10 protein-coding genes and 4 pseudogenes are annotated in these 13,711 nt (G+C 71.7%); 11 read left to right on the top strand and 3 right to left on the bottom strand.

Features of this window, described 5'->3' with window-relative positions; translation table 11 throughout:
* Positions 1-62: 62 nt before the first annotated feature.
* Together ACGF5U_RS26790 and ACGF5U_RS26785 are read right to left on the bottom strand one after the other, a co-directional pair.
* Complete coding sequence (locus ACGF5U_RS26790; protein ID WP_392718777.1) at positions 63-800, bottom strand: phosphatase PAP2 family protein; 738 nt, start codon at positions 798-800, stop codon at positions 63-65.
* A 225-nt stretch (positions 801-1,025) separates the two neighbouring features.
* Entirely contained in the window at positions 1,026-2,027 is a 1,002-nt protein-coding gene (locus tag ACGF5U_RS26785; RefSeq protein ID WP_392718821.1) for an NlpC/P60 family protein, read from the bottom strand.
* A gap of 450 nt (positions 2,028-2,477) precedes the next feature.
* On the opposite strand from ACGF5U_RS26785, the gene ACGF5U_RS26780 reads away from it, so the two are divergent.
* The 7 genes from ACGF5U_RS26780 to ACGF5U_RS26750 all read left to right on the top strand — a co-directional run bounded on the left by ACGF5U_RS26780 (position 2,478) and on the right by ACGF5U_RS26750 (position 10,207).
* Entirely contained in the window at positions 2,478-2,600 is a 123-nt protein-coding gene (locus ACGF5U_RS26780) for a hypothetical protein (protein WP_392718775.1), read from the top strand.
* A gap of 319 nt (positions 2,601-2,919) precedes the next feature.
* Complete coding sequence (locus ACGF5U_RS26775; RefSeq protein ID WP_017945892.1) at positions 2,920-3,228, top strand: hypothetical protein; 309 nt, start codon at positions 2,920-2,922, stop codon at positions 3,226-3,228.
* 149 nt (positions 3,229-3,377) lie between these two features.
* On the top strand, positions 3,378-4,211 hold the full coding sequence (locus ACGF5U_RS26770; RefSeq protein ID WP_392718773.1) for a hypothetical protein: 834 nt from the start codon (positions 3,378-3,380) through the stop codon (positions 4,209-4,211).
* A complete protein-coding gene (locus ACGF5U_RS26765) occupies positions 4,201-5,595 on the top strand; it encodes a hypothetical protein (RefSeq protein ID WP_392718771.1) in 1,395 nt (464 codons plus the stop codon). Before ACGF5U_RS26770 ends, ACGF5U_RS26765 begins: the two co-directional genes overlap by 11 nt.
* Positions 5,592-7,145: an SCO6880 family protein gene (locus tag ACGF5U_RS26760; RefSeq protein WP_392718769.1), complete on the top strand. Its 1,554-nt coding sequence runs from the start codon at positions 5,592-5,594 to the stop codon at positions 7,143-7,145. The genes ACGF5U_RS26765 and ACGF5U_RS26760 overlap by 4 nt, the downstream gene beginning before the upstream one ends.
* A gap of 25 nt (positions 7,146-7,170) precedes the next feature.
* Positions 7,171-8,592, top strand: a complete 1,422-nt coding sequence (locus tag ACGF5U_RS26755; protein ID WP_392718767.1) for an ATP-binding protein — start codon at positions 7,171-7,173, stop codon at positions 8,590-8,592.
* A 1-nt stretch (position 8,593) separates the two neighbouring features.
* The gene (locus ACGF5U_RS26750; protein ID WP_392718765.1) at positions 8,594-10,207 is read left to right on the top strand and encodes a type IV secretory system conjugative DNA transfer family protein; all 1,614 of its coding nucleotides are present in this window, start codon (positions 8,594-8,596) and stop codon (positions 10,205-10,207) included.
* Between the two features lie 139 nt (positions 10,208-10,346).
* Here ACGF5U_RS26750 and ACGF5U_RS26745 read toward each other — a convergent pair.
* Positions 10,347-10,901 (bottom strand): annotated as a pseudogene (locus ACGF5U_RS26745) (GNAT family N-acetyltransferase); the annotation flags it as partial.
* A gap of 175 nt (positions 10,902-11,076) precedes the next feature.
* Here ACGF5U_RS26745 and ACGF5U_RS26740 point away from each other — a divergent pair.
* The 4 genes and pseudogenes from ACGF5U_RS26740 to ACGF5U_RS26725 all read left to right on the top strand — a co-directional run.
* Positions 11,077-11,688 (top strand): annotated as a pseudogene (locus tag ACGF5U_RS26740) (AAA family ATPase); the annotation flags it as partial.
* Complete coding sequence (locus tag ACGF5U_RS26735) at positions 11,685-12,533, top strand: ABC transporter permease (RefSeq protein WP_392718762.1); 849 nt, start codon at positions 11,685-11,687, stop codon at positions 12,531-12,533. The pseudogene ACGF5U_RS26740 and the gene ACGF5U_RS26735, both read left to right, overlap by 4 nt.
* 241 nt (positions 12,534-12,774) lie before the next feature.
* Positions 12,775-13,239: pseudogene (locus ACGF5U_RS26730) on the top strand (histidine kinase); the annotation flags it as partial.
* 106 nt (positions 13,240-13,345) lie between these two features.
* Positions 13,346-13,618: pseudogene (locus ACGF5U_RS26725) on the top strand (response regulator transcription factor); the annotation flags it as partial.
* Positions 13,619-13,711: the final 93 nt, after the last annotated feature.

Genomic DNA, 13,711 nt, shown 5'->3' with positions numbered 1-13,711 from the left:
GGCTTCGGGCCGCGCGAGGCTTCAGGCCGCGAGGCTTCAGACCGCGCGAGCCGCGCGGCGCTTCAGGCCGCGAGGTCGCTCTCGCCGGCGCCGGACGCCGCGTGGGGCTCGATCCTGGGCTCGGGAAGGTCCAGCGTCCGGTGCCGGCGGCGGCGGTTCCGCCTCACCGGCGCCCTTTTGGAGCGTACGAGCAGCCCCGCCCGCGGGGACCGGGACACCGCCGACACGACCGGGGTGAGCAGCGCCAGCGCGAGCGGTGCGAAGAGCAGGGCGACGGCGGTACCGAGCGCGAACCCGCCGACGACGTCGGTCGGATAGTGCACGCCCATGTAGACGCGGCAGAAGCCCTCGGCGAGCGCAAGCCCGATCGCGGCGAGCCCGAACCACCGGTGGGCGATGAACACGCCGACGCCGATGGCCATGGCGATGGTGGCGTGGTCGCTGACGAACGAGTAGTCGGTCTTGCCCGCGATGAGCACCTCCAGCCCCTGGTGGTCCAGGAAGGGGCGGGGGCGTTCGACGAAGCCGCGGATCGGGATGTTGACGAGCAGCGCGATGCCGGCGGCGAGCGGCGTCCAGACGAGCCCGGTGACGGCCGCCACCGACTCCTCCCTCGTGCCGCGCCTCCTGACGCTCCACCAGCACCAGAGGACGAGCAGGACGAGGGCGAACATGATGCCGTACTCGCCCACGAACTCCATGACCCGGTCGAACCACGACGGGGCCTGCCTGGCGAGTCCGTTGATGTCGTAGAGCAGGCTGACATCGGGGTTCGAACCGTCCGATGCGAGTCCAGCCATCTGCTGCGGCCCCTTGCCTTGTGTCGACCCCGGATGTCTGTCGAGTGGTCAGTCCAGGGAACGACCCGCGGGAGGGGTACGTTCCACTCTCCATGGAACGATCACCATGACGTTATCGAAGAGTGATACATCGCCCCAGCTCAGGGCAGGAATACCACGCAAAGTAACCATCAGGGCGACCGGTCATGTATCCGGCCTGCATTCCACCGTCCGCCCATGGCGGATTCACGCGTCGGAAGGCCCGCGCGGAAGCGCCCTGGCGCCGTCCTCGGTGACGCGTGTGGCGCCAAAGTAGTCCGGAGTATCGATCTTGTCGAAACGAATCACGGCACCGGTGTACGGGGCGTTGATCATGTACCCGCCGCCCACATAGATACCTACGTGGCGAATGGCCCGAGAGTTCGTCAGATCATCAGAGAAGAACACCAGATCGCCGGGGAGCAGCTCGTCCCGTGACGGATGCGGCCCGGCGTTGTACTGGTCGTTGGCGACGCGCGGCAGCTCGATCCCCACCGTCCGGTACGCGGCCTGCGTCAACCCCGAGCAGTCGAACCGCCCGCCCTGCTCCGGCGTGCCGTTGCCGCCCCATAGGTACGGCGTGCCCAGCTTCTTCTGCGCGTAGTAGATCGCCCCGGCCGCCTGCCGCGACGGCTCGACCCGCCCGACCGGCCGGGCGAAGCTCTTCTCCAGGGACCGGATGATCCGGACGTAGTTCTGGGTCTCCTTGTACGGCGGCACCCCGCCGTACTTGATCACCGCGTAGGCGCCCGCGTTGTAGGCGGCGAGCATGTTGTCGGTCGGGTCCCCCGGCACCTTGCTCACGTACTTCGCCAGCTCGCAGTCGTACGAGGCGGCCGACGGAATGGCGTCCGCGGGGTCCCAGACGTCCCGGTCGCCGTCCCGGTCCCCGTCGACCCCGTGCGTGGCCCAGGTACCGGGGATGAACTGCGCTATCCCCTGCGCCCGCGCCGGGCTCTGCGCCCGCGGGTTCCAGCCGCTCTCCTGGTACAGCTGGGCGGCCAGCAAGGCCGGATTGACCGCCGCGCAGAGGTTTCCCCACTTCTGCACGAGCGGCTGGTACGCGGCCGGCACGGCGCCCTTCGCCAGCCCGACCGCCCCCCGCACCCCACCGGCCCCGCCGATGAGCCCGGCCGCCGCGGAGTACGTCCCGACGACGAGCAGGGCGACGAAGGTCATGCACAGCCCGACGGCCGCACCGCCGACCAGCCAGACCTTACGCACCGTCAACCACCCCTCGACACGGCCCCGTCCGCCGGTCCGGTCCGCCGGCCACCCAAGTCTAGGCGGCCGACCCCCGCCACAGGAGGTGGACGAAAGGGGCGCGGACAGCGCGTCGCGGCGGCACGCCCGCGCACGGAGGGGCCGGATGACGCATCGACACCCGGCGACAGCGGATGGTGGACCCCGGCCCCCGGCGACAGCGGAGGGTGAACCAAGGACCCCGGAGACCCCGGAGACCCCGGAGACCCGGGAGACCCGGGAGACCCGGGAGACCCGGGAGACCCCGCTGGTGAATTCGGCCACTTCACGGCCGCGCGGCCCCCACCTGGTCACTGGTCTGGACCACTGGCGACTAATCTGTGCCCTACAGCCATACCGGCTGCGTCACACGCCCGCCGACGACCACGGCAGGGTCGAGCAACACAGGAGAACACCATGGGGAACAAGGTGAGCCGCGTCGGAGACTCCGGGGGAACGGCCGCCGCGATTGCCGTGATCGCGCTGACCGCCACGGCCGTAGCCGTCCTCGGCTACTTCCTCTTCATCCAGATGGGCTAGACGGGCGCCTGACAGCCGGTCACCCCACACGCACCGCCGCCTCCCGGACGACCTCCGGCGGGCGGCGGTCCGCATTTCGGACTCCGCACCCCGGAGAGGGAACAACGACGGTCATTGCCCGGAGTCACACCCCGTGATACACAGAGTGACCATACGCGTACTCGCACAGGTCAGAGGCCCGAGGTCGGTCACACGTGCGGGGATCGGGTAAAGAGACCCGCCAAGTCGTCGTACACCGGCGGTTTCATCAGCGAAGATAGTCGATGACCCATGCCACGGGGCACGGGCGTCGAACTACCGAACAGGGGCGGTGAGTTACATGTACCTGGCGGCCGAGAAGGGCGACATCACCACCATCATTGGCGGAATCGCCCCTAACTGGGGGCCATTCGGAAGCCTGGGCAACGAGGCACGCGTGATGATCGAGGTCGTCATGGCCGTGGCCATCCTGCTGTGCCTCGGCATCGCGATCTGGGGCGCGGCCAAGCAGCGCATCGGCGCGACCGCACTCCGCGACACGTTCAGCGCCGAACAGGGCAAGGGCCTCATCGTGGCCGGCCTCACCGGCGTCTTCATCATCGGATCACTCGGGACGTTGTTCACCATCGTGTACGGGATGGCCGTCTGACCCGCCGCCGGCTCCGGGCCCCCGCAGAGGATGCGTCTCCTGATGTCCACTCACCCCACCGCGCACGCGCGGACACCAGCACGGCTACCGTCGTACGACCACACCGCTGACCAGCAGCGACCGGTCGAAGTTGAAGGGGCGTACCCGACATGAGCCTCGGCGACGAGAACGACGTCGGCGGCACCGGCCGGGGCGGCGGCTCCGGCCAGACCCGTACCCGCCTCCCCGAACCCGTCGGCGACCCCTACGACACCCCACGCCGCCCCGCCCGAAGCTCCCGGTCCCTGATCACCGTGGTGGGCGTCGTCGTGCTGCTCATCGCCGCCATCGCCTTCGCCAACCGGGGCGGCGGCGCCAAGGACACCCCCGCGAAGGGCGACAAAGGCGCGAACGCCGCGCCCACGGCGGCCACCGGCGTGAAACCGGTGACCGGCAAAAACGGCACGATCCCCACCGGCTACGCCCAGGACGACCAGGGCGCGCAGAGCGCGGCGGCGAACTACGCGGTGGCGCTGGGTTCGGCCGAGATGTTCCAACAGGACAGCAGGCACGCGATCCTGCGTGCCGTGCACGACCCCGCCGTGGTCGAGAGCCTTCTCGTCGACCTCGACGCGGCGTACTCCCCGGGCTTCCTCAAGAACGTCGGGCTCAACGAGGACGGAACGAGCCCGGCCGGGCTCACATTCGTCTCCCGTACCGTCCCCGTAGGGACCAAGGTGGTCGAACTCAACGGCACCTCGGCGACCGTCGAGGTCTGGTGCACCGGCCTCGTCGGCCTTGCCGGGGAAGGTTCGACCAAGCCCGTGACCGCGACCTGGTTCACGATCACGCAGAAGCTCAAGTGGACCGGCAGCGACTGGAAGATCGCGTCATCGAGCCAGACCGAAGGCCCGACACCGGTCAACGGCGACAATCGCGCGTCCACGGCGGATGAGATCGCCAGCGCCGTCGCCGGATACGGAGGCTTCACCTATGCCCGGTAGTCCTCGGCACCGCGTTCGTTCAGTCACCGTCGGGCTGGCGGCCGTTCAGGCAGCCCTCGTCCTGTTCGCGGCACGGGCTGCCGCAGTGCCCACACCGACGCCCACGCCGACGCCGACGCCGTCAGCTTCCGACAACCCCTGCGACCTCATCGTCGGCCTGGCCAAGGACTACTGCGAAGACGGCGAGGCGGCCAACAACGGCCGCACCCCCTCCCTCACCGAGCCCGGTGGCGCTCTCGACCCGCTGTCCTCGCTCGCCCGGGGCTGCGCCGACGCGGCCGCGTGGATCGTCGACAAGCTGAGCGACGCCGTCCAGAGCACCGCCACCGTCGACTTCACCAACCCCAAGTTCCTCCAGCAGTACGCCGTCGTCTTCGCCGCCTCCACGATCCTCACGCTCGTGCTGTGGCTGCTGGCCGTCGCCAAGCGGGCCATCCGCGGGGTGCCCCTGGCGACCGCGATGTCGGAGGCGATCGGGTTCCTCTGGCTGACCGTTCTCGCGTCGGCGTTCACGCCCCTGGTCCTGTACACCGTCGTCTCCGCGACCGACGGCGTCACGGAGGTCATCGCCGCCGGCACCGGTGGCCAGACCGACGCGTTCTTCGGGTCCTTCGCCGCCGCGCTCAAGAAGGGCGACGACATCGGCGGCGGGCCGATCATGCTGATCGTCGTCGCCCTCGTGTCGATCCTCGCCGCCGGCATCCTCTGGCTGGAGCTGGTGATCCGCGCCGCCCTGCTGTACGTCGGCGCGCTGCTCGGCACCGTCGTCTACGCGGGCCTGGTCGACAAGAACATGTGGGGCCACGTCCGCCGCTGGGCCGGCATCATGATCGCGGTCATCCTGGTCAAACCCGTCATCGTGATCGTCCTCGGTCTCGCGGGGGCGCTCTCATCCGACGGCGGCCCCGACGCCTTCTCGGCCGTCGTCTCGGGTCTCGCCATCATCCTGCTCGCGATCTTCGCCTCCGCGATGATCTACCGCTTCGTGCCCGGCTTCGGCGACGAGATCGCCTCCGCCCGCACCAACCGCAAGCAGGCCACCGACGGCGCGCAGGCCGCCGCGGTCATCTCCTCGCCCGCCGCGCTGGTCTCCCAGGGCATCAAGACCCACAGCAGCCGCAACCACCAGAACAGCAGCGGCGGCGGCACCGGCGGCGGCACGGCCGGCGCCGTATCCGGCGGCGTCGCCGCCCACAGCGCCCGCACCTCCGCTGCCGGGGGCGGGGCCGGCGGCGGATCTGTCCCCTCCGCCGCACCCCCGCCCCGTAGCGCGAGCGGCGGCCCGACCGGCGGCACTCCGCACAGCAGCCGCCGGGCCGGCGGACCATCAGGATCAGGACCAGGTTCCGTACCAGGAGCAGGAGCAGGAGGTGCAGGGCGGTGACGACCCAGTCCCATCCGATCACGCCCCGCCGCACGTATCTGATCGGCCGCGCCCGGCCGAACGCGATCATCGGCAAGAACCGCGAGACCGGCGAGATCGCCCTGATCATCGCGGGCGCGTTCCTCGGCATGATGAGCGGCCTGCTGGTCCCCGTCCTGTCCCTGCGCATCAGCTCGCTCATGGGCTTCCCCATGCTCGCGCTGGCCGCCGTGTACGTCCCGTACAAGGGCCGCACCTTCTACCGCTGGTTCGAGATCAACCGCAGCTACAAGCGGACCCTCCGCCGCGGCACCACCTACCGCTCCGCCGCCGTCGAGGCCGGCACCCGGCTCGACGGCCGCGAGGTCGAGGTGGGCCCGCCGCCCGGGATCGGCCGCATCAACTGGCTCTCCGCGCCGTTCGGCCCCGACGAGATCGCCGTGCTCCTGCACGCCGACCGCCGTACCGTCACCGCGGCCATCGAGATCGAGGGCCCGGGTGTCGGCCTGCGCGACAGCGAGGACCAGGAAGCCCTGGTGGACCGTTTCGGCACCCTGCTGAAGCACGTCGCCAACGGCGACGGTTTCGTCACCCGCCTCCAGATGCTGGCCCGTACCCTGCCGGCCGACCCCGACGCCCACGCCAAGGACGTCGCCCAGCGCGGCGAACCGAACGCCCCCCGCTGGCTCCAGGACTCCTACGACCAGCTCCAGTCCATGGTGTCGACCTCCAGCGAGCAGCACCGCGCCTACCTCGTGGCCTGCATGCACTACACCCGCGAACTGGCCGCGGAGGCCCACGCCATGGCACGCGCCGCCCGCCACGCGTCGGGCGCCAGGAAACTCGACAAGGACGCGGGCCTCGCCGTCGTCATGGCCCGCGAGCTCACCGACATCTGCGCCCGTCTCGCCGAGGCCGACATCCGGGTCCGCCAGCCCCTCGGCCAGTCCCGCCTGGCGTCCCTCGTGCACTCCATGTACGACCCGGACCACCCCATCGACCACATCCAGGCCATGACGAAACGAAACGCTTGGCCCGCCGAACTCGACGCCGTCGAACCGACGTACCTCCAGGCGAAGACCCGCGAGTCGTCCACCCGCGCCCCCTGGTGCCACGCCACCGCGTGGGTCAAGGAGTGGCCGATGACGCCCGTCGGCGTCAACTTCCTCGCCCCGCTCCTCGTCCACACCCCGGACGTGATCCGTACGGTCGCGGTCTGCATGGACCTCGAACCCACCGAGATCGCCATCGAGCGCATGCTCACGGAGAAGACGAACGACGAGGCCGAGGCCAGCCGCGCCGCCAAGATGAACCGGACCGTCGACCCGCGCGACATCGCCGCCCACGGCCGGCTCGACCAGCGGGGTGAAGATCTCGCCAGCGGCGCGGCAGGCGTCAACCTCGTCGGGTACATCACTGTGTCGTCCCGTTCGCCCGAGGCCCTGGCCCGGGACAAGCGGACGATCCGGGCCTCGGCCGGCAAGTCGTATCTGAAGCTGGAGTGGTGCGACCGCGAGCACCACCGGGCCTTCGTGAACACCCTGCCGTTCGCGACCGGCATCCGCCGATAGCCGAGAGCCGATAGGGGCCTGTGTGATGCGTGATCCGCTGTCCGTCCTCACCGACGCCTTCACCTCCTTCGTCTTCGGCAAGGTGGAGACGACCCGTCTGCCCGTGCGTACGTCGACGGGCCAGGCGCAGGCCGTCTACCTCCCCACCGCCGCGCCGGGCCTCGGCGACTCGGGCGTGATCATCGGGCGCGAGGTCTACAGCGGCAAGGGGTACGTGTACGACCCGTTCCAGCTGTACGGCCAGCAGCTGCCCGCCCCGCACTGGCTGGTACTCGGCGAGTCCGGCAACGGCAAGTCGGCGCTGGAGAAGACCTACGTCCTGCGCCAGCTCCGGTTCCGCGACCGCCAGGTCGTCGTCCTGGACGCCCAGGGCGAGGACGGTGTCGGCGAGTGGAACCTCATCGCCGAGCAGCTGGGGATAACTCCCATCCGGCTCGACCCCATGGCGGCGCTCGACGGCGGCATCCGGCTCAACCCCCTCGACCCGGCGATCACGACGACCGGCCAGCTCGCGCTGCTCCGTACGATCATCGAGGTCGCGATGGGCCACGGCCTGGACGAGCGGTCCGGCTTCGCGCTGAAGGTCGCCCACGCCTACGTGGTCGAGACCATCACCGACCGGCAGCCCGTCCTCACCGACATCGTGGAGCAGCTGCGGCACCCGGAGGCCGAGTCCGCCGAGGCGATGAACGTCGACATAGACGATGTACGGGCCTGGGGGCTGGACGTCGCCCTCGTCCTGGACCGCCTGGTCGACGGCGACCTGCGCGGCATGTTCGACGGCCCGACGACCGTCGGCATCGACCTCGACGCGCCGCTGATCGTCTTCGACCTGTCGCACATCGACCGCAACTCGATCGCGATGCCGATCCTGATGGCCATCGTCGGCGTGTGGCTGGAGCACACCTGGATCCGGCCCGACCGCAAGAAGCGCATCTTCCTGGTCGAAGAGGCCTGGCACATCATCAACAGCCCGTTCGTCGCGCAGCTGTTCCAGCGGCTGCTGAAGTTCGGGCGCCGGCTCGGCCTGTCGTTCGTCGCGGTCGTCCACCACCTCAGCGACGTGGTCGACGGGGCGGCGGCCCGGGAGGCCGCGGCGATCCTGAAGATGGCCTCCACCCGGACGATCTACGCCCAGAAGGCCGACGAGGCACGGGCGACCGGCCGGGTGCTCGGCCTGCCGCGGTGGGCGGTCGAGATCATCCCGACGCTTACGCCCGGTATCGCGGTATGGGACGTCAACGGCAACGTCCAGGTCGTCAAACACCTGGTCACGGAGGCGGAACGGCCGCTCGTCTACACCGACCGCGCGATGACCGAATCGTCACCCGCCGAGCTCCCCGAAGACGTCCAGGCCGCGGAGTGGGAGGCGGAGCAGCGCGCGGCCCTCATCGAACAGCAGCTGAACGAGCCCGCACACGGCTCCCCACGCTCGACGGTGGCCTGACATGGAACGCACGCCCGCGACCACGGAACGGGGCATCCCCGACGGTCTGCTGGTAGGGCTCCTGGGGTTCCTCCTCGGTCTGACCCTGCTGGTGTGGACGGCGACGGGGCTCGCGGGGCTGTTCGCCCACGGCTCCTGGCCGGAGGGGGTGACGGTCCCGCACACGCCGTCGGCGATGCGGTCGCTCGTGGCCGCGCCGCAGGACCTCGCCGCCGCCTGGCCGGGCACCCCGGCGGCCCAGCTGTCGGGGTACGGGCTGTTCTGGGGCCTGCTGATCGGCGAGCTGATGGTGCTCGTGGTGCTGACCGTGTTCGTGCTCGGCACGGTGGCCCGCTGGCGGGCCGTACGCGCGGCCCGCCGAGCGGGACGGGCGTACGGGAAGGGGGCCGACGCCCCGGCCCCGGCGCCCGAGGCGCGGGCACACGCGGAGGTGGCACAGCCGTCACCCACCGCCCCGGCACCCACAGCACCGGCCCCAGCGCCAGGCCCAGCCCCACAGGCACCCACAGCACCGGCCCCAGCGCCAGCCCCACAGGCACCCACAGCACCGGTACCGGCCCTGTCCGCGCCCACGCCCACCCCACCGGCACCGCCCGCGCCCACCCCACCGGCACCGGCCCCGTCCGCCCCCACCGCTCCGGTGCCGGTGGTCGCCGCCGCACCCCTCCTCCCTGCGCCCCGCGCCCACGGCCCACGCCTCCTCTACGGCGACCCCGCCGCCCGCAGGCCGACCGCCCTCCAGGCCATCCACGACGCCGACGGCCCCGCACTCGTCGTCACCTCCGACCCGACCGTGTGGGCCGACACCAAGGACGCCCGCGCCAAGCTGGGCCCCGTCCTCGTCTACGACCCGGGCCACCTGTGCGACACCCCCGCCCGCCTCCACTGGTCGCCCACCGACGGCTGCGAGTCCACGGAGACGGCGGCCGCCCGCGCCGCCGCCCTCCTCGCCCCCGTACGGCCCCGGGCCCGGGTGGACGCGGCCGTCGCCGACACCGCCGAGACCCTCCTCCGCTGCTGGCTGCACGCCGCGGCCGTCGACGGCAGACCCTTCAAGCAGGTGCACCGCTGGGCGCAGAACAACGGCACCGCCCACGAACCCGTACGCATCCTCCGTACGCACCCCAAGGCCACCAACAGCCACGCCGGGCTCCTGGAGTCGGCGCTCACCGCCTACCCCGAACGGCGGGAGATCGCCCAGGAACTGACGGTGCGGGCGCTGTCCTCGCTCTCCTCGATCCACATCCGCGAGACCTGCACACCGAATCGAACTGATTCCCTGACCTTGGCATCTTTCATCGCCGATGGGGGCACGCTCTACATGGTGGGCGAACCGATCGAGGATCCTCGGACCCGTCCGGGGGCGATGCCACTCCTCACCGCCCTCGCCTCGCACGTGGTCGAGCACGGCCGCCGCATGGCCGCACGGTCATCCGACGGTCGGCTCGACCCACCACTGACGCTCGTCCTGGACGACATCGCGGCCGTCGCCCCGCTGCCCCGACTGCCCGAACTCCTCGCCACCGGACAGGAACAGGGCCTGCCGACCCTCGTCCTCCTCCGCTCGCAGGAGCAGGCGCGCGCCCGCTGGCCGGAAGCCGCCCTCACCCCGTGACGCCACCCGCGCCACCCGCGCCACCGGCGCCACCCGCGCCACCGGCGCCACCCGCGCCACCGGCGCCACCCGCGCCACCGGCGCCACCGGGGCCACCGGGGCCACCGGGGCCCGGGACGCCGCCCGCGCGCCCGTTCGGGCGCCGCAGCTCGTACTCCAGCTCCAGCGCGTCCGGATCACCCGGCATCGGAACCGCCTCCCCCGTCGGCACGAACCCGACCTTCCGGTAGAACGCCGCCGCCCGCGCGTTCCGCTCGTGCACGTACAACCGCACCCGCCTGACCAGCGGCTCGGGCAGCGACCATGACCACTCCACGCCCGCGCGGAACAGCTCGTCGGCCACCCCCGTGCCACGCGCCTCCTGCCGTACGAAGACCCCGACCGCGTGCGTCTGGTCGACCAGCGGGGCCGCACCGAACCGCGCCTCGTCGCCCGGCCGCTCCACCAGCACCGTCAGCGTCCCCAGCCACGCCCCGCCCGACGGCGCCTCAGCGACGAACTGCCGTACCGCGTCGCCCCCGCCCTCCGCCGCCCGCGCGGTCCGGTCCCGCCAGAAGCCCTCCGGCCGCCGCAGCGCCTCCTCGTACGACTCCAGGAACGCCAGCGGCGCGGCCGGGTCCCGCAGCGCGGCCAGCCGGATGTCACGGGCCTGCACCCACTCGTCGGCACGTACGGGCCGTATCACGATGTCCATGCGCCCATCCTCCCCGGCCTGGCCCGGCCACTCGACGGCGTTTCCCCCGTCGTACCCGGGTACCACGCGCCCGCGAAAGCTCCCGCCCGAGGGCGGACGAACAGCACCCACCGCCTCCGTAGTGAGCGGGGCCGGGTGGGCGGCGTAGGCGCGGCCGCCGATGGTGGAGCGGCCGGTCCTGGAGCTCACCGGCCTGTCCGAGGTCGCCCACCGCCGGGTGAAGGGCTTCAGCCTCGGCATGGGCCAGCGGCTCGGCATCGCCTCCGCCCTGCTCGGCGACCCGGCGACGATCATCCTCGACGAGCCCGTCAACGGCCTCGACCCGGAGGGCGTCCTCTGGATCCGCACCCTCCTGACCTCCCTGGCCGCCGAAGGCCGCACCGTCATCGTCTCCTCGCACCTGATGAGCGAAATGGCCCTCACCGCCGACCACTTGATCGTCATCGGCCGGGGCCGGCTCCTCGCGGACACCACGGTCGCCGCCCTCGTACGGGAAGCGGGCGGGACGAGCGTCAGGGTCGTCACACCGCGCGCCGCCGACCTCCGCGACGCCCTCCGCACCGCGTGTCCGGAAGCCGACGTCACCGCCGCCCCGGAGACCCCCGACACGCTGGAGGTCCGCGGCACGGACGCCGCCCGCATCGGCCGGACGGCCGCCGCCCACGCCATCCCCCTCCACGAACTGACCCCGCGCACCGCGTCCCTGGAGCAGGCGTTCATGAACCTGACCCGCGACACGGTCGAGTACCAGGCCACCACCACGCCCCTAACAGGAGCTGCGGCATGACCACCCCGACCACCCGGCCTTCCACCGCCCGGCCTCCGGCCACCCTGCCTCCGACCGGCGACGCGGCCGCCCGACGGACGGCCTACCGGGTCACGTTCGCCCGTGTCCTGCGCTCCGAATGGCACAAGCTGTGGTCCCTGCGCTCCACCTGGGCCGTGATCCTCACCTCGGCGGCCCTCGTCCTCGGCGTGGGCACCGCCATGGGTGCCACCTACACCTCGGACGGCGGCGACTCCGACGTCGACACGGTCGTCCTGGTCCTGTACGGCACGATGCTGGCGCAGGTCGTCCTGGCCGTCCTCGGCATCCTCGTCACGGCCGGCGAGTACACGACCGGCATGATCCGCGCGTCCCTCACCGCCGTACCGAGCCGTCTGCCCGTCCTGTGGGCGAAGGCCGCGGTGTTCACGGTGACGGCCTTCGCGGTGAGCCTCGCCACCGCCCTCGTCACCTTCGTCACCGCCCAGCTCCTCCTTGCCGACACCGACCAGGCCGCGTCACTCGTCGACCCCGGCGTGCTCCGCGCCATCACCGGCAACTCGGCGGGCATCACCCTCGTCAGCCTGATCGCGCTCGGTATCGGAGCCGTCGTCCGCTCGGTCCCCGGCAGCATCGGCGCCTTCGTCGGCGGCGTACTGGTCGTCCCGGAGATCCTCAGCGTCCTCCCGTACGAAGCCACCGACACCGCCCTGACGTACTTCCCCAGCCAGGCCGCCGCCGCCCTCGGCTCGGCCACCCCGCTGCCGGGCGCCGCGACCCCCGGCGCGGCCCTGCTCGCCCTGACCCTGTGGGTGGGGGCGGCCCTGGGCGCGGCCGGGCTGTCGCTGAAACGGCGGGACGTATGACCCCCTCCCGTACGAAGATCGTCACGTGACGGAACGGACAGGGGACGGCGGCACCTCGGGTGCGCTCACCGTGCGCGTGCAGAGCGCGCTGCACCGCGTACGGGCCTTCGACCGGCGTCGTCCCCTGGTCTGGGATCTGCTGCTGACCGGTTTCTTCCTGACCGCGGCGCTCGTCGACGCGGGTGGCGGCTGGCGGAACAACGCCGCGGCCACGGACGTCCCGGCCCGGCTCGTCCTCGTCATGAGCCTGGGCCTGTCCGTGCCGCTGCTGTGGCGCAGGCGCCACCCCGTGCCCGCGCTGGCCGCCATGGCGCCGTTCGCACTCCTCAGCGGCTGGACGGGCGCGATGCTGCAGGCAGCGCTGATCCAGCACGTCGTGGTCTTCAACATCGCGCTCCGGCTGCCTCCCAAGCGCCTCTGGTGGGCGGCCGCAATGCTGACCCCGCCGCTGCTGGTGGGCGCGGTCCGCCACCCGAACGGCAGCTGGGAACAGCAGATCGTGTCGCCCCTGTGGGCGTTCGCGCTCGTCGCGCTGCTGGGCATCGCCGTCCGTACCCGCAAGGAGTACACCGCGTCGCTCGTGGAGCGGGCGCGCCGCCTGAAGACCGAACGCGACCAGCAGGCCCAGCTCGCCGCGGCCGCCGAACGCACGCGTATCGCCCGGGAGATGCACGACATCATCGGACACAACCTGTCGGTCATCACGGGCCTGGCGGACGGCGGCAGGTACGCGGCCGCCAAGTCCCCGGAGCGTGCCGCCCAGGGCCCTGGACGCCATCGCCACGACCAGCCGCCAGGCCCTCACCGAGCTGCGCCGCCTCCTGGACGCCTACGTCGAGCACCTCCCGGCCGGGCCAGGGCCGGCGGCTCCGGACCCGCGCCTGGCCGCGCTCACCGACAGGGAACGCGAAATCCTCACGGTCATCGGCCAGGGCTGGACGAACACGGAGATCGCCGAGCGTTTCCATCTCGCCGAATCCACGGTGAAGACCCATGTGGGCCGCATTCTGGCGAAGACGGGCTCCCGGGACCGTGTCCAGGCGGTGATCCTGGCGTACGACACCCGCCTGGTGAAACCGTCCTGAACGCAAAAATGCCTCAACCCCCGGTCCTAAGACCAGGGGTTGAGGCTAAAAATTGTTCGGCGGTGTCCTACTCTCCCACAGGGTCCCCCCTGC

The organism is Streptomyces sp. NPDC047886, assembly GCF_043204435.1.
Classification (GTDB): Bacteria; Actinomycetota; Actinomycetes; order Streptomycetales; family Streptomycetaceae; genus Streptomyces.
This window is presented reverse-complemented; position numbering and strand designations above follow the sequence as displayed.